Source organism: Acidiphilium sp. JA12-A1, from assembly GCF_000724705.2.
Classification (GTDB): domain Bacteria; phylum Pseudomonadota; class Alphaproteobacteria; order Acetobacterales; family Acetobacteraceae; genus Acidiphilium; species Acidiphilium multivorum.
Genome location: NZ_JFHO01000071.1, coordinates 25,426 through 41,779, shown reverse-complemented (window position 1 = coordinate 41,779; position 16,354 = coordinate 25,426). Strand labels below are relative to the sequence as shown.

13 protein-coding genes and 2 pseudogenes are annotated in these 16,354 nt (G+C 61.2%); 13 read left to right on the top strand and 2 right to left on the bottom strand.

Annotated features, from left to right (window positions below; genetic code table 11):
* The 9 genes from RT91_RS13890 to RT91_RS13850 all read left to right on the top strand — a co-directional run.
* On the top strand, positions 1-656 hold a 656-nt coding region (locus RT91_RS13890; RefSeq protein WP_035187771.1), incomplete at its 5' end, for a transposase.
* Between the two features lie 203 nt (positions 657-859).
* Positions 860-1,984: a sugar ABC transporter substrate-binding protein gene (locus RT91_RS13885; RefSeq protein ID WP_035187770.1), complete on the top strand. Its 1,125-nt coding sequence runs from the start codon at positions 860-862 to the stop codon at positions 1,982-1,984.
* On the top strand, positions 1,981-3,582 hold the full coding sequence (locus RT91_RS13880) for a sugar ABC transporter ATP-binding protein (protein WP_205408974.1): 1,602 nt from the start codon (positions 1,981-1,983) through the stop codon (positions 3,580-3,582). The genes RT91_RS13885 and RT91_RS13880 overlap by 4 nt, the downstream gene beginning before the upstream one ends.
* The gene (locus RT91_RS13875) at positions 3,579-5,642 is read left to right on the top strand and encodes an ABC transporter permease (protein ID WP_035187768.1); all 2,064 of its coding nucleotides are present in this window, start codon (positions 3,579-3,581) and stop codon (positions 5,640-5,642) included. The genes RT91_RS13880 and RT91_RS13875 overlap by 4 nt, the downstream gene beginning before the upstream one ends.
* A gap of 23 nt (positions 5,643-5,665) precedes the next feature.
* A complete protein-coding gene (locus RT91_RS13870; RefSeq protein ID WP_051788306.1) occupies positions 5,666-6,436 on the top strand; it encodes an SDR family oxidoreductase in 771 nt (256 codons plus the stop codon).
* 5 nt (positions 6,437-6,441) lie between these two features.
* On the top strand, positions 6,442-7,320 hold the full coding sequence (locus RT91_RS13865; RefSeq protein ID WP_240314306.1) for an SMP-30/gluconolactonase/LRE family protein: 879 nt from the start codon (positions 6,442-6,444) through the stop codon (positions 7,318-7,320).
* 10 nt (positions 7,321-7,330) lie between these two features.
* Positions 7,331-8,203, top strand: a complete 873-nt coding sequence (locus tag RT91_RS13860; RefSeq protein ID WP_035187765.1) for an SMP-30/gluconolactonase/LRE family protein — start codon at positions 7,331-7,333, stop codon at positions 8,201-8,203.
* A 40-nt stretch (positions 8,204-8,243) separates the two neighbouring features.
* Positions 8,244-9,188, top strand: coding sequence for a 3-keto-5-aminohexanoate cleavage protein (locus RT91_RS13855; RefSeq protein WP_035187764.1), 945 nt, complete (start codon positions 8,244-8,246; stop codon positions 9,186-9,188).
* A gap of 45 nt (positions 9,189-9,233) precedes the next feature.
* Positions 9,234-10,160, top strand: coding sequence for a 3-hydroxyacyl-CoA dehydrogenase (locus RT91_RS13850; protein ID WP_035187763.1), 927 nt, complete (start codon positions 9,234-9,236; stop codon positions 10,158-10,160).
* A 234-nt stretch (positions 10,161-10,394) separates the two neighbouring features.
* Here RT91_RS13850 and RT91_RS20690 read toward each other — a convergent pair.
* Positions 10,395-10,643: pseudogene (locus RT91_RS20690) on the bottom strand (transposase); the annotation flags it as partial.
* A gap of 413 nt (positions 10,644-11,056) precedes the next feature.
* Here RT91_RS20690 and RT91_RS20685 point away from each other — a divergent pair.
* A pseudogene (locus tag RT91_RS20685) lies at positions 11,057-11,149 on the top strand (transposon DNA-invertase); the annotation flags it as partial.
* 122 nt (positions 11,150-11,271) lie between these two features.
* Here RT91_RS20685 and RT91_RS13845 read toward each other — a convergent pair.
* Complete coding sequence (locus RT91_RS13845; RefSeq protein WP_035187762.1) at positions 11,272-12,039, bottom strand: SDR family oxidoreductase; 768 nt, start codon at positions 12,037-12,039, stop codon at positions 11,272-11,274.
* 484 nt (positions 12,040-12,523) lie between these two features.
* Here RT91_RS13845 and RT91_RS13840 point away from each other — a divergent pair, with 484 nt between their 5' ends.
* Genes RT91_RS13840 through RT91_RS13830 form a run of 3 tightly spaced genes read left to right on the top strand, consistent with a single transcriptional unit; the run spans position 12,524 to position 16,332 of the window.
* On the top strand, positions 12,524-13,645 hold the full coding sequence (locus RT91_RS13840) for an alkene reductase (RefSeq protein WP_035187760.1): 1,122 nt from the start codon (positions 12,524-12,526) through the stop codon (positions 13,643-13,645).
* 35 nt (positions 13,646-13,680) lie between these two features.
* A complete protein-coding gene (locus RT91_RS13835) occupies positions 13,681-14,604 on the top strand; it encodes a ketopantoate reductase family protein (RefSeq protein WP_035187758.1) in 924 nt (307 codons plus the stop codon).
* A 45-nt stretch (positions 14,605-14,649) separates the two neighbouring features.
* A complete protein-coding gene (locus RT91_RS13830; protein WP_152982833.1) occupies positions 14,650-16,332 on the top strand; it encodes an MFS transporter in 1,683 nt (560 codons plus the stop codon).
* The last annotated feature ends 22 nt before the right edge of the window (positions 16,333-16,354 follow it).

The following is a 16,354-nucleotide window of genomic DNA, read 5'->3' as shown; positions in this document are numbered from 1 at the left end:
ACTGGAACTGGGTATTTCAGAACGACGAAGTCGTCATCCATGTGATCCGGCCAAGCCGGGGCGCCAACGTCGTCGCCGGAGGTAATGGACGGGCCCATGCCCCCGCTATCTGGATCTCCGATCTCTATGGCGCCCAGCGCGGTCATGCCGATGACTGGCAGATTTGCCTCGCCCACCAACTCCGGGACTGCAAATTCGCGATCGAGGCGGGTGATACGATCTTCGCACCCAGAATGAAGGCCCTGCTGCTCCGCGCCGTCGTGCTGGCGCGGCGCCATCGCACGCTCGCGGACGCTACAAGACGCGCCTGGCGGCGGCGCCTCGACCATGATCTCGACGCCGTCATGGCGCTCGCCCCGATCAACCACCACGGCAGACGATTGCGCCGACGATACGGCAAGGTTCGTGATCATCTCTTCACCTTCCTCGACCACCCGGATATCGCCGCGGACAACAACGGCTCCGAGCGCGAACTCCGGCCTACCGCGACATATCGCAAGGTCACCGGAGGGTTCCGATCCAACTGGGGCGCCGATTTCTTCGCCAACGTCCGATCCGTCGTCGGGACCGCCGCGCGGCACGGCCTTGATGCCTACACCGCTATCAAAAACGCCGTCACCGGAGCATCACTGCCCATCGCCCCCCTACCGGGTTGAGCAGATACTCTGAACCGGATCAGCTGGTGCTGACCATCATCCTGAGCTCTTTGCGTGCGTGACTTCGGTCTTGCAAGGCTGTGCAATTATGATCTACGATATGCGATCTTTGATCAAATACTACATCGATATAAAACAAAGTCAGTCCTTTCAATCCAGTATGTCGGGCCGAGGGGGCTATTGCAAAGAGGAGGAAACGAACGATGCGTTGGATTCACGCGCTGGTGGCAATGGCGCTTGCCTGCGGGATCGCCTTCACAATGCCGGCCGTTCATGCGGCGAACAAGAAATACAAAATCTTCCTGTCGATGAGCTATATCGGCAATGACTGGCAGGCCGAGGCGGAGAACATGGTCAAGGCCATGGCTGCCTCGAAGGAATATCGGAACAAAGTCGATCTGAAGGTTCAGGTTGCCGGGCCCAACGCGCAGCGGCAGATCCAGCAGATCAACGCCATGGTGCAGCAAGGTGCGCAGGCGATCGTCGTCTATCCGATCTCGCCGACCGCGCTCAACCAGGTCGTGCGTAATGCATGCCGGCGGCATGTGGCGATCATCGCGTATGATTCAGAGATAACGGAAAAATGCGCTTACAATGTCCATATTGATCAGCTGCAAGCGGGCCGGGTCACGGCGCAATGGCTGGTCAAGAAACTCCATGGCAAGGGCAATGTCGTGATGATCACGGGCGTTCCTGGAACGTCCGTCGATACCGATCGTACCAAGGCCGCCAAAGAGGTCTTCGCCAAATATCCCGGTATACACATCATCGCGTCGGCTCCGGGTATGTGGAGCCAGGCCGTCGCCCGGACGGCGCTGACCAAGATCGTGACCACGCATCCCTGGAAGGACATCAATGGTCTGTGGATGCAGGTCGGCTGCTATACAGCCAATTCGATGGAGAAACAGGCGGGCATCCCCGACAGCAAGCTTCGAGCCTGCGCCGGTGAAGGCTCGAACGGCCATCGCATCCAAATGCTTCCCGTTGGCGACAAGACGGTGAAGGGCGCGCACGATACTTATCGGCCGATGGGGGCGCCGAGCATCTCCTACGCCTCACCGCCGTATTCCGGTGCGCTTGCGCTCAAGCTTGCGGTGCAGATTCTCGAAGGCAAGAAGGTGCCCAAACTCACGAAGCTGCCTCTGCCGCTGGTGACCAATGCGAGCGTCAAACTGTGCCAAAAGGGTGCGTGGATGGAGATGGAAGCGGGGTGCAACGTCTTCCAGCCGGCCATCATCAGTAATCCGGGCTGGTTCGCCTCGATCTACTCGCCACAGACGCCCGAGGTCGGTCTGCAGGCGGCCCTCCACGGTACGCCGGAGCAGTGAGCACGATCGGTCACGTGGCCCCCCGCTCCCTCTCCAGCATGGCTCCGCCGGCAGGGGAGGGGTTTACGGAGCCCGCTCTCGATCTTACCGAGATTGCCAAGCGCTTCGGGGCGACCATTGCTCTGAAGAATGCGTCCTTCACGGTCCATGCCGGCGAGGTGCATGCGCTTCTTGGCGAGAACGGCGCCGGTAAGTCCACCTTGGTCAAGCTGCTGTCAGGCCTACTGACCCCTGACGCCGGACGGATCCGCATCCTCGGCCAGGACGTCGCATTGCGGAGTCCGCGGGATGCGCATGACCGCGGCGTGCAGACCGCGTTTCAGGAACTCACCCTTGTCGGCGATCTTACCGTCACGGAAAACATGCTGGCCCCCTATGCGCCTAAGGGGCCGCTCGGCCAGCTTCGTCGGCGTCGCGGGTTGGAGCAGGTCGCCGCGCATCTCGCCGATATGGGTCTGTCCCATGTCGATCCGAGGGACCTGGTTTCCGAACTCGAACTGCCGCTCCGGCAAAAAATCGAGATCGCCCGCGCCCTGTTTCGAAAACCGAGAATTCTGCTGCTCGACGAACCGACGTCGACTTTGTCGGGCAATGACATCGATTGGCTCGGCGAGCACATCTCGATCCTCCGTGCGCGCGGCGTCACGGTTGTGTTCATCTCACACCGGATGCGGGAGGTCCGGCAGTTCTGCGACCGTCTTACGGTCCTACGGAACGGCGAAAGCGTCGGCACCGCCACGGTTGGCGCGATCAGCGACGATGAGGTGATCCGCATGATCATCGGCCGCTCACTGGCCAGCACCTTCCCCGCGAGACCATCGGCGCCAGGATCTCAGGAGCCGATTCTGCGTGCCGAAACTGTAGCTGCCGGCAACAAACTCCACGATGCAAGCTTCACCTTGCATCGTGGCGAGATCCTAGGCGTCGCCGCATTGCAGGGCATGGGACAGGCGGATCTGTTCCACGCCTGTTTCGGCATGGAACCGCTCACTGCCGGAAAGCTCTTCATCGACGATCAGGAACTCCTTCTGACATCGCCGCACGATGCGATTTCCCGACGCGTCGGCATCAGCCTGGTACCGGAAGATCGCAAGACCGAGGGATTATTCCTCAAACTGCCTGGACAATTCAATGTCTCGCTGCCGGTGGTCGATCGCTTCGTCAGGTATGGCCTGATCGACACCAAGGCAGAAGCCGACGCTGTTACCGACATTCTCGAGCAGGTCGAGGTCGCCCCCCGCGCACTATACGAGCCGGCAAGCGCCTTCTCTGGCGGCAATCAGCAGAAGCTCGTCATTGCCAAATGGCTGCTGGCCGATAGCCGGATCCTGCTGCTGTTCGACCCCACGCGCGGCGTCGATGTCGGAACCAAGCACCAGATCTATGTGATGATGCGCGACTTCGTCGATGCAGGCGGGTCGATCCTGTTCTACTCCACGGAAATTCCCGAGATCGTCAATATGTGCGACCGCGTCATGATTCTCTATCAGGGGCGGATCGTCACGACCGTCGCCGGCGACCAGATCGATGAAGAGGTGATTATGCGCGCCGCACTCAACGGAGTCCATGCCGATTTTGACGCCGGAGGGAATCGATGAGCGCGGCGCTCTCCGCAAGGATCTGGCCCGGTCATTCATCGCCCTTTGCGCGGTTGGGTCGGCATCGCGGTCTTATCGTGGCCTGGTGCGCATTTTTCGTCGCTTTCGGTATCGTCAATTCGGTGTCTTCGGGCTCGTTCAACTATTTCGAGTTCAGCTTCATGTCGGCGGGCGGTGCCACGCTTGCTCTCGCAGCGATGGGGCAGACTTTCGTGGTGCTGACGGGTGGCTTCGACCTATCCACCGGTGCGGTCGTGTCACTGGCCAATGTGATCTTGGCCGTCGGCATGAAACCAAACGGGGTTTCCGAGTTTCTGTTCTTCTTCGTCGCTATCGGCGTGGGTGCTGTCGTCGGTGCGGTCAACGGTTTCTTCGTGGCCTTCGGCAGAATGCAATCCATCGTCGTCACCTTGTCGACGATGTTCGTCGTGCAGGGCGTCACGCTGTTGATCATGAACAAGCCGGGCGGCACGATTCCTGCCGGCTTCTCTTCAGTATTCACAGGGACAGCGATCCCGAATGTTTTGCCGGCACCGGTCGCGGTTCTGCTCGTTGCATCATTATTCTGGTACCTACTGAAGAATTCCAGATTGGGCGTCAGCCTCTATGCCGTCGGCAGCGATGAGGATTCGGCGCGGGCGACAGGCATTCGCACGCGCAGCACGAAATTTGCCGCTTATGTCATCGCCGGCATGCTGTATGGCGCAGCCGGTGCCTTCATTTCGGCGCAGACTGGGTCGGCGGATCCCCTGATCGGCCAGCCGATGCTGCTGCAGGTTTTTGCCGCCGTCGTGCTTGGCGGTACGGCGCTTGGCGGTGGTCGTGGTGGATGCATCGGATCAATCATCGGCGCTTACACGCTGATGATGGTCGTCAACATTCTGCTGGTTCTCAACGTATCCGCCTATTACAGTTCGATCGCGGAAGGCGTTGTTCTGCTGCTTGCAGTGCTCGGCTCGGCGCTCAACCGGCGGTCGCCGGCAGCACATTATCTCCAGCTGTGGCGGACCAAATTGACCGCGGCAAAGCGTGGAATCGGCCTTGCCGCCAAAGCCGTGCCAGCGACGCTTCAGCACAAACGATCCGCCAAATCGAGAGCGGGACGCCAAGGCCCTGGTTGGTTGGTACGCAATCGAGACACGCTGCGATCGATCTGGCCGGCCTATCTGGGATTCTTTGTGGTGCTAGCCGTCTCGCAGCTTGCCTTCGGCACGGCGCTGGCAAATCTCGACTACATCAACTCGCTCCTGGTTTTGACATCCTTCCTTGCGATTCTCGCCCTCGGCCAGGGGGCGGCGATCCTGACTGGCGGTCTCGATCTGTCGATTCCCTGGATGATCGGCTTCGTTGGCATTCTGACATCGGCGATCATCAATGGCTCGAATGTTGTCGCCTTGTGGGCCGTGCCAATGGGTCTCGGCGTTGGTATGCTGTTCGGCGCTGTGAACGGTGTCGGCATCGTTTTCCTGGGCCTGCCACCGATCGTGATGACGCTCGCAATGAACGGCATCCTCGAAGGTTTGGCCCTGCTCTACTGCAACGGCACGCCGTCGGGTTTTGCCTCGCCGGCACAGCGTTGGTTCATGACCGGGCATCTCCTCGGCCTGACGCCGGTCGTCTGGTTTCTGATCCTGTTTGTCGCGGCCGCCGTGATCGGTCTCTCACGCACGCCGTTCGGACGACGCATCTATGCCGTGGGCAACAGCGTGACCGTCGCGCGGCTTAGCGCCGTCGGCGTCGGCAGCACGACGATCGGCGTCTATGCGTTGTCCGGATTCTGCAGCGCCCTTGTTGGTATCCTGTTATCAGGCTTCTCCGGCCAAGCCAGTCTCGGCATGGGTAACAGCTACCTCCTGCCCTCGATCGCAATCGTCGTCGTCGGCGGCACGCTGATCAGCGGTGGCAAGGGCCACTATCTCGGCATGCTCGGCGGCGCGCTGCTCCTGACCGCGATCTCCACCCTGCTGGCCGGGACGGTACTGCCTGATGCCGTGCGCAACATCATCTTCGGCTTGGTCGTGCTCACCGCATTGCTCGCGATGCGTGAACGCCAGGCCTGACACAGAGCGGAGAAATCAAGATTATGAAAATGGAAGCGCAGGGCCGGCGGGTTGTCGTCACGGCCGGAGCCGGGGGGATAGGCCTGGCAATCGTCGAAGCCTTGGTGGCCGCAGGTGCGAGGGTTCATATCTGCGACGTCGATGCGCAGGCGCTCGAGGCGTGCAGCGTACGGCTTGGGGTGACGACGTCTGTCTGCGACGTCTCGGATCGGTCGCAGGTCGATCGAATGTTCGACGCCGCACATGCCAGTCTCGGCGGGCTCGACGCGCTGGTGAACAATGCGGGAATTGCCGGGCCGACCGGTGCCGTCGAAGACATCGACCCCGATGACTGGCGCCGCTGCATCGACATCGATCTGACCGGGCAATTTCTCTGCGTGCGTCGTGCCGTGCCGCTTATCAAGGCGGCGGGTGGTGGCGCCATCGTGAACATGTCCTCCTCGGCAGGCCGCCACGGCTATGCGTACCGTACACCGTATTCCGCGGCGAAATGGGGCGTGATTGGGCTCACTCAGAGCCTGGCCAAGGAACTCGGACCGGCGGGGATCTCGGTCAATGCGATCCTTCCCGGCATCGTCCAGGGACCGCGGATGGAAGGCGTCATCCGGGCCAGGGCCGAACAGGTCGGCGTCTCCTACGAGGAAATGGAAGCTCAGTATCTCGAAAGCGTCTCGTTACGTCGCATGGTGACGCCGGACGACGTTGCCAACATGGCCGTGTTCCTCATTTCGCCGCTCGGGGCCAATGTCTCGGGCCAGTCGCTCGGCGTGTGCGGCAACGTCGAAACGCTGTAGGTGTCATGATGGTTCGAGTCGAGACGCTGCCGGTTCCGGCCTGCGACCTTGGTGAAGGTCCACTCTGGGATGTCGACGAGCAGAGGCTTTATTGGATCGACAGCCACGGCGCCACGATCTATCGCGCCGATGCTCAGGGCAAGGATCTTCAATCCTGGTGCGTACCCGAACACATCGGCTCCTTGTGCTTGCGCAAGGCGGGCGGTGCGATCGTCAGCCTGCGTAACGGCTTTCACGAGTTCGACTTCGCGTCGGGTCGAGCGACGCCGATTGCCGATCCAGAGAGCGGTATCCGGCGGACGCGCCTCAACGACGGCAAGGTCGATCGTCAAGGCCGCTTTCTGGCTGGTTACATGGATTACGAAGAGCGGGAAGGATTGGGCGGGCTCTACCGCTTGAATTCGGACCGCAGCGTGACCCAACTCGAAGACGGCATCGCCGTCAGCAACGGGCCGTGCTGGAGCCCGGATGGCGGCACCTTCTATTTCGCCGACAGCATGCAGCGCCGGATCTGGTCCTACAAATATGATACGGCGACCGGCGATCTGTTAAGCCGCCGGGTCTTCGCCGATTTCGCCTTGCATCTGCGTGGCTATCCCGACGGCGCGACCGTGGATGCGGATGGCTTCGTCTGGTCGGTCGAAGTTTATGGCGGGCGCCTTGTGCGCTTCGCGCCGGATGGCACGATCGATCGGCTGATCGGAATGCCCGTCGACAGTATCACGAGCGTCATGTTTGGTGGCGCCGATCTCGACATTCTCTATGTGACGTCGATGGCAAGGCCGTTTCTCGGCAGCAGGCGGCTGGAGCGGGAGGCGGGTGCCGTGTTCGCGGTGACAGGGCTTGGTGTGCGGGGAATTCCTGAAACACGGTTCGTTGGGTGAGGAGTGGGTGATGCGGATCGAAGTTCTTGTCGACGTCAAGACGACACTCGGTGAAGGGCCTCTTTGGGATGTCGACGAGCAGCGGCTCTACTGGATCGACAGTTTCGATGGTCGTGTCTTTCGCTGCACCGCCGATGGGCGCGAGGTGCGCGCCTGGGATGTGCCGCAGAAGATCGGCTCGATGTGTCTGCGCAAATCGGGTGGTGCGGTCGTGTCCCTGGCCCGCGGCTTCCACTTTCTCGATTTCGCCACTGGTGATCTATCCCTAATCGCTGATCCCGAGCCGGATCGCCCCAATAACCGGTTGAATGACGGCAAGGTCGACCGGCAGGGGCGGTTCGTCGCCGGCTCGATGGACACGCTCGAGGAAGGACCCAACGGCGCGCTTTACCGCCTCGACCCCGATCTGCGGGTGACCAGGCTGGAATCCGGCATCATCGTCAGCAACGGTCCGTGCTGGAGCCCGGATGGACGGACATTCTATTTCACGGATACGTGGTCCGGGCAGATTTCGGCCTATGATTATGATAGCGACAACGGCACGCCCTCCAACAAGCGGCGCTTCTGTGGCAGCCTTCCCAATGGTGGCGGTTTCGACGGCGCGACGGTCGATGCCGAAGGCTGTGTCTGGAGTGCCCATGTCTATGCCGGCCAGCTTGTCCGCTACCGTCCGGATGGTGAGATCGAGCGGATCATCGACATGCCGGTCAAGAAGGTCACGAGCGTGATGTTCGGCGGGCCTGATCTCGACATCCTCTATGTCACATCGATGGCGAAGCCGCCGCTGCCGCGATTCCCGGAAGATGGGGTGATGCGCGGCTCGCTGTTCGCCATTTACGACCTTGGCGTGAGGGGTGTTCCCGAGGCGCGGTTTGCCGGGTGAGACAATTGATATGAGTGAGAGCAAAAAAGGGGGAAGGGCGATGAGTGCAGAACAGCGCCGGCAGCAGAAGGTGATCATCACCTGCGCCATCACGGGTGCGATCCATACGCCGAGCATGTCGAAGCATCTACCGGTGACGCCGGAGGATATCGCCGATTCCGCGGTCGGTGCGGCGGAGGCTGGTGCCGCGATACTGCATCTTCACGCACGCGATCCAGAGACCGGGCGGCCCGACCAGTCGCCCGAGGCGTTCGGCCGGTTCCTCTCGCGCATCAAGCAACGCACCGGGGCGGTGATCAATCTGACGACCGGCGGCGCGCCATATATGACGGTCGAGGAGAGGGTTCAGCCGGCAGCTCGGTTCCAGCCGGAGGTAGCCTCACTGAACATGGGGTCGATGAATTTCGGCCTGTTCCCCATGCTCGACCGGTTCACGGATTTTCAGCATCCTTGGGAGCGCGAGGTCCTCGAGAATTCGCGGGACCTGATTTTCCGCAACACCTTCCGGGATATTGAATATGTGCTCCGCACGCTCAGCGATTCCGGCACGCGGTTCGAGTTCGAATGCTACGATGTCGGGCACCTCTACAATCTAGCCCATTTCCTCGGCCGGGGACTGGTGAAGCCGCCGCTCTTCATCCAGACCGTTTTCGGCATTCTCGGCGGCATAGGTCCACACCCCGAGGATGTGATGCACATGAAGCGCACGGCCGACCGGCTGTTCGGCGACCAATACCGGTGGTCGGTCCTCGGGGCCGGCCGGAATCAGATGCGGATCGCGGCGCAGGCCGCCTCGATGGGCGCCAATGTACGGGTTGGCCTTGAGGACTCGCTATGGATCGATGCGGGCCAGCTCGCGGAATCGAATGCCCAGCAGGTTCGCCGCGTCCGCCAGATTCTCGAGGGACTCGGGCTGGATATTGCGACGCCTGATGAGGCACGCGACATCCTCGCGCTCAAAGGGCCCGACCGCGTCGCGTTCTGAGCCGGCGGCAACAGCGTTCATAGTTGAGTGATTTCGGAGAAGTGGATGAAAGTCGGGGTTATCGGTGCCGGTCTTGTCGGGTCAGCCTGGGCGATCGTCTTCGCGCGAGCGGGTCACGATGTCGCGATGTTCGATGCGGTCGAGGGCGCTGCCGAGCGGAGCCTCGAGGTCATCGCCGATCGGCTGCGCACGCTGAAAGCGGTCGATCTCATCGAGGATGCGGCCGCGATCGCCGGACGAATAGTGGTCGCGGCTTCGTTGGCGGAGACCGTCAGGGACGCCGACTATATCCAGGAAAGCGTCTTTGAGACCGTCGAGCAGAAGCAGAAGATCTTTACGGAACTCGATCGAGTCGTCGGGCCGGTCACGCTGATCGGCAGTTCGTCGTCAGGCATTCCGGCCTCCGTGTTCACGGAGCACGTCGCTTGCCGCGATCGCTGCCTGATCGCTCATCCAGTCAATCCGCCCTATCTCGTGCCAGTGGTAGAACTCGTTCCGGCCCCATGGACGGCGCCCGAGACGGTTCGGCGCGTCCGCACGCTAATGGAAAGCGTCGGCCAGGAACCAGTCGAACTGACCCGCGAGATCGAGGGCTTCGCCTTGAACCGCCTGCAGGGGCTCCTGCTCGCAGAAGCATGGCGGCTCGTCGCCGACGGCATCATGTCGGTCGAAGATGTGGACCGGACCGTTTCCTCCGGTCTTGGCCTGCGCTGGAGCTTCATAGGACCGTTTGAGACCATCGACCTGAACGCCCCTGGCGGTGTCGCAGATTATGCGCGGCGCTTTGGCCCGATGTATGAGCGGATCGCCGGTTCCCGAGGATTTGCAAGCCAGTGGCATGACGATCTGATTGAGAAGGTCGAACAGCAGCGTCGGCAGGCACTTTCGGAGGAACAGTTGCGCGAGCGATCTGCCTGGCGTGACCGGCGCCTCATGGCGCTGCTTGCCCATAAACGTGACGCTCCGGGGTGATTTTCAGCTTCCACAAACCTGCTGTAAACGGCCATCGTTCGGCTGATCGAAGTGAGCAGGCGCGGCGATAACTTCGCTGTCTCGCAGATCGTGCGCCAATATTCACCATTAGTAACTGCGGCAGCATTGAAAGATGCTCATGATGCGGGGGCTGTACACGGCGGTGTAAAAGCCGGCCACATAAACCTCCACCGTCAACACCCCCGGCCCCCATTGAGTAGTCCGTGTTGGAAGTTAGTGCATTGTTGTCTCCGCCGCCATGGCCGGCTGTCGGTGGAGCGAAGCGGAACTGGAGGGTGGCCGTGGCGGCGTAGCGGTTTCCGGGGCCGGCGGGCGATATCCAAGCGAACTGTGTGGCCTGACGGTATTGTAGTGCTGCCGCCAAGCCGGGATCAGGATCTTCGCTTCCACCAAGGTGTAGAAGATATCCCCGTTGAGCAGTTCATCACGCAGCGAGCCGTTGAAGGACTCGCAGTAGGCATGGCAACCTCCGAATCGATTGCCTTCCCAAGAATCCGAAATCCCGCCGCCCGGGGATCCCCATATCATCCAGAAAATCAGTTCTCGCCGCAGTGTGGCACATCAGACTCACGCCAGATCAGAAATCAGCGTTGAAGAGCCCTGCCAGGCAAGCGTAAGTGCTGTCGGGCCGGCATTGTTGTGCTGACGCGGACTATTCCCGATGATTGTGGGCATGAGCGACGTCAGTATTTCTGAGATTTTTGAAGCGGATCGGGTTGAGGCGATAGGAGCGGCTCGTACGAGTGCTCATACGAGTGCTTCGAAGGAGCGGGTTGGGGTAATCACACGCGGGGCGCGCCGGCGGTGGTCGAGGTCGGTGAAGCGGGCGATTGTGGAGGCGAGCCTGGCGCCCGGCGTGATGGTTTCGGCACTGTGAACTCGGCATCGAGCGCGTCACTCTCTACCGATATGTCGGTCCAAAAGGCGATCTTAGAGACTATGGGAAGCGCGTCCTCGGCTTAGCGTAGGATTTCGCCCCCTCCCGCAAACGCACCCAAATGGCTAATGCGATACCGGGGCCAGCCGTTTGCAACAGAGCCCCTCCGGCAAACCCGGGGCGGTGCACTCCACCAGCCTGCATCCAATCCCATCAGAGGAAACCAGAATTTGCAACAGAGCCCCCCATCGCAGGCAGCATTTCTGACAACTGCGCCTGAACAGCTTTCGGGCTTGCTTCAAAAGCCTCTGCAACATTGCGAGTGAGTGCGCCCGGAAAGACTTCTGCCGTTCCACGCTCGACGCCGTCGAGTGTATCAAGCACCACCTCTTCGGGCTTCAGCCGTGGTTCGGGCAGCGGCTGACCCATGGCAGTTTCGACCTGAACGGGTAGGGTTGCGATCACCGCTGTCCCCCGGTGCTTCAATTCTGCCCGGAGACTGCGGGTCAGGGCCAGAGCTGCCGCCTTTGAGGCGGAATAGGTTCCGGCCGCGGGTAAGGTAACGAGCGACAACATTGACAAGATATTGACGATCGCTCCGCCGCCATTGGCCGCCAGGATTGGTGCAAACGCCCGCGACATGAGGAGTACACCGAAATAGTTAACCTCCATTTCGTCCCGCGCGATCTTGACGTCGGGCGCTGATAGCACCCCTTGCCATCCCGCCATACCGGCGTTGTTAATGAGCAGGGTCAGATCCTGTGCCGTCGCCACCGCTCCGTCGACCTGATCGGGGTTGGTCACGTCGACTTCGAGAGGTACAATCCGCCTGTCATTGGTCACCACTGCTCCCAAAGACGCAATGTCCCGTGCCCCGGCGTATACTTTCTTCGCTCCACGGCGAAGAAGCTCTCGAACAAATATTTCACCAATTCCACGATTCGCACCAGTAACAAGCGCAACCGAACCTTCGATTTTCATTTCATTGCATCCTTTTTCGTGACCGCTACGGGAATGTCCAGTTCGTCATCCCACAAGCGTTCCTATCTCAGCGCATCCCGCCGAAGCGCTATTCAGTCGCTCGGGATTGCAGGTATATTGATGTATCATGTCATATATGGAGTCGATATATTTTGTCGAGTCTTGATTCCCGCCGGCTTCCGACACAACGTTTTCATAGGATCCTTCTACCAGAAACCATGTCCTTGAGTTACCCAAATGGGGCGGCATAAACACTCGAACTTGACATCGAGCCGTTGCCTTTTTGTGGCTCAGGCGAAGCTGGCCGGCAGATTGGATTCGCGTTTCTGATTGCGTATGACATCATTAGGCTGTAGAGTGACCGCAGATCGACAGGCTCGATAGCGGGCGTGTCTTGTGCGATTCTTCTGCCCCTCACGGAGCAAGAGTGTCGCGGCCCACGCCCCGTCGACGGTCTCCGCCTGTAGAAAGGATCAACACTTTGATGGCTCAGCCTCTCTTCTCTCCACTTAGCCTTGGCCGATATGATCTGAGTCACCGCATCGTCATGGCCCCTCTTACCCGTATGCGCGCCGGCGAGCCCGGTGATGTGCCGCATGCGCTCAATGTCAAGTACTACCGCCAGCGGGCAACGCCCGGTGGATTGATCATCGCCGAGGGCTCTCCAATATCACCGTCTGCCAAGGGGATGCCTGCGACCCCCGGCATCTATTCGCCTGAGCAGGTGCAGGGATGGACGGCTGTCACAGACGCCGTACATCAAGCTGGCGCCTTGATCTTCCTGCAACTCTGGCATGTCGGGCGCATTTCGCATTCCAGCCATCAGCCGCACGGCGCGCTTCCGGTTGCGCCCTCGGCCATCGCGGCTGCAGGCAGCGCCTATACTGCCACCTTCGAGCGTGCGCCCTACGAGACGCCGCACACCCTGACGGTCGCGGAAATCGCTGGTGTGATCGATAGCTATCGGGCGGCCGCGCGCAATGCGCTCGCTGCAGGCTTCGACGGTGTCGAGATCCACGGCGCCAACGGCTACCTGATCGAGCAATTCCTTCAGAGCCGAACGAATACGCGCACCGACGCCTATGGCGGATCGATCGAGAATCGCGTCCGCTTCCTGCTCGAGGTCGCGCAAGCCGTCGCCGAGGTCTACGGCCCCGATCGGGTCGGCGTGCGGCTCTCTCCCTTCGGAGTCGCCAACGATAGCGGCGAAGCCGAACCCGAACACTTATACGGCTTTGCAATCCAGGGGCTTGCTAAACTGAAACTTGCCTATCTCCACCTGATTGAACCCCGCGCGAGCGGTGCCGGGCAGGCTGATGTCGACCACAAGAATGTTCCCTCGGCGTCGGAGCTGTTCCGGCCGACCTGGCCCCGCGTCCTGATTGCTGCCGGCAACTACACGCCGGCGTCGGCCAATGCGGCGGTTTCGGCCGGTCATGCCGACGCCATCGCATTCGGGCGGCTGTTCATCTCCAACCCCGACCTTCCAGAGCGCATCCGCAAGGACGCGCCGCTCAATTCCTACAATCGCGCGACTTTCTATGGAGGTGGCGCAGAGGGCTACACGGACTACCCGCGTCTTGGCTCCTCTATCGCGGCCGAATGAGCAACGCCGCGTGAGTATATACGGAGAATATCATCATGCGCTTACTTGTTGTTGGAGCCGGATCGACGGGCGGTTATTTCGGCGGACGCCTCGCTCAAGCCGGTCGAGATGTCACTTTTCTCGTCAGGCCTGCGCGCGCGTCGCAGTTGCGTGAAAACGGTCTGCAGATTGTGAGCCCTCACGGCGATGCGACGCTGCAACCGAAAATCGTGACTGCGGACGAAATTACCGGCCCCTACGACGCGGTGCTTCTGACAGTGAAGGGATTCCAGCTCGATGCCGCGCTCACCGACATCGCGCCGGCGGTAGGGCCGGAAACGATGATCCTGCCAGTACTCAACGGTATGCGGCACATAGACGTTCTCACCAAGGGGTTCCCTCCGCATAACGTGGTCGGCTGTGCCTTGAAAGTGGCTACGGTGTTGGAGGACGACGGGAGGATCATCCAACTCAACCCGCTCCAGGATCTCGCCTATGGAGAACTGGATGGCACCATGAGTCCACGCATCGCGGCCCTCGACCAGTTCATGCAAGGCGTCGCGATCGGTGCCAGGCTCTCCAATGTCATCCGTCGCGAAATGTGGGAGAAGTGGGTCCTGCTGGCGGCACTCGGCGCAATCACCTGCCTGATGCGCGGAACGATCGGTGAGATCGAAGCTTGTGCGGGCGGCCAGTTCGCACTCCAGTTACTCGATGAGGTCGTAACCATCGTCAAGACCGTCGGCGAGCCCCCGTCCGAGGGGTTTCTGAAGGCGGCGCGCGAGCAACTAACCAGGAAGGGGTCTCCGCTCGCATCGTCGATGTTCCGCGATATCCAGCGTGGACGACCGATCGAGGTGGAGGACATTGTGGGCGACATGCTGCGCCGGGGCGCCCAGGCCGGGCTCGGTGCGCCGCTGCTCTCGGCGGCTTTCGTCCACCTCAGCGTCTACCAGAACAGAATTGCCCCATCTCGATAGCACCGCACCGGCCGGCGTCCGCGCCAGTTTCAGAGACACATCGCCATGACCAACAAGAACGGCATACCCCGAGGTCTTCGTGCGCGTGATCAGGCCATCGCCAGCGCGCAACCACTCGAGGACGTGCTTTGTGACACCGACCGTCCAAAGCAGGAGCGATGGGTCAGCGGGCGCGCCGCGCGGGTGCTTCTCTGCGCCTCTGGCGTGTCCTTTATGATCATGCTGGACTCCAATATCGTCGCCGTCTCCCTGCCGGCCATCGCCCGCAACCTCAACGCCGCCTTCACGGACATCGAGTGGGTTGTCAGCGCCTATATCCTCACTTTCGCCGCCTTGCTGATGCCAGCTGGCGCGCTTGCCGACCGTTTCGGCCGCCGCCGCCTGCTGACATTCGGGCTCGTTCTCTTCACGCTCGCTTCGTTGCTCTGCGGACTTGCGCCAACGACGATCGTCCTCAACGCTGCCCGTGCCCTGCAAGGCATCGGCGCGGCAATCCAGCTCAGCGCGGCGCTCGCCGTGCTGGGGCACACCTTTCGCGGTCCCGACCGTTCCAAAGCCTTCGCCTTTTGGGGCACGGTCATCGGCGTCGCTGTTGCCCTTGGCCCGCTGGTCGGCGGACTTATAACCTCCGCTTTCGGATGGCGCTATGCGTTCTTCGTCAACGTTCCCGTGGGGATCGGCTTGCTGTTGCTCGCGCTGGCGTCAGTGGAAGAGTCCAGCGACCCTGACGCTCAAAGGCTCGATCTCGCCGGTATGGCACTCTTCGGAACCGGATTGTTCGCGCTGGTGTGGGCCCTGATCGACGCCAACGGCGATGGCTGGTCGAGCCGACCGACTGTCGTAAAACTCGTCGCGGCCTCGATTCTTCTGTGTCTCTACGTCGTAGCGGAACTGGTGCAAAGGCGGCCGATGGTGGATTTCGGGCTCTTCCGCAAACGAACTTTCCTCGGTAGCAGCTTCGCCATGCTGGGTTTCGCGTCTGCAGCCCAGGTGATGATGACCTACCTGCCGCTTTATCTACAGAACAGCTTCGGGTACAGCCCGGCGGAAGCCGGTGTGCGTATGCTCCCTTTTGCCCTGCCGCTGTTCTTTTTCCCTCGGGTTGCTGCTGCCCTCGCGGCGAGGATCTCGGGACGGATGCTGTTGACCATCGGTCTGGTTATCGTTGTCGCCGGAAATCTATTGACCGCGGTCGTCGTCGCCACGCAGGAGCCCTTCCTGGTCGTGGCAATCGGCATGGTGATCACGGGCTGCGGTGCAGGCTTGCTCAACGGCGAAACCGCCAAGGTCTCTATGAGCGTCATCCCGCCGGAACGCAGCGGGATGGCGTCGGGTATCGGCGGTACGCTCCGCTTCGTCGGCCTCGTCACCGGAATCACGGGCCTTGGCGCTATCCTGACGGACGAGACCCAGCACTATTTCCTGCAGGCGGCAGCAAACGCTCAACTCGGGCCACTGGCCAGTGGAACGTCTGACCCGTTGGTCTCCCGGATCATTGCCGGCGATCTCGCAGGCGTCGTAGCGCAGACTCCTGTGACAGCGCGTGACACGATGCTCGATATTGGCAGGCTGAGTTTTGGAGGCGGCTTCTCCGCAGTGTTGCTGGCCGCTGCCGCCATCGCCGCAATCTCTGCGCTTCTCACCGTCATCTTTGTCGACGCCGCCGATACCGCGCCTCACCGCTCGGACGAAATATTGGCGTCCGCATTGGAAGAGTCACTCGATTGAGCAACTGGAGTTCCAAATGAAA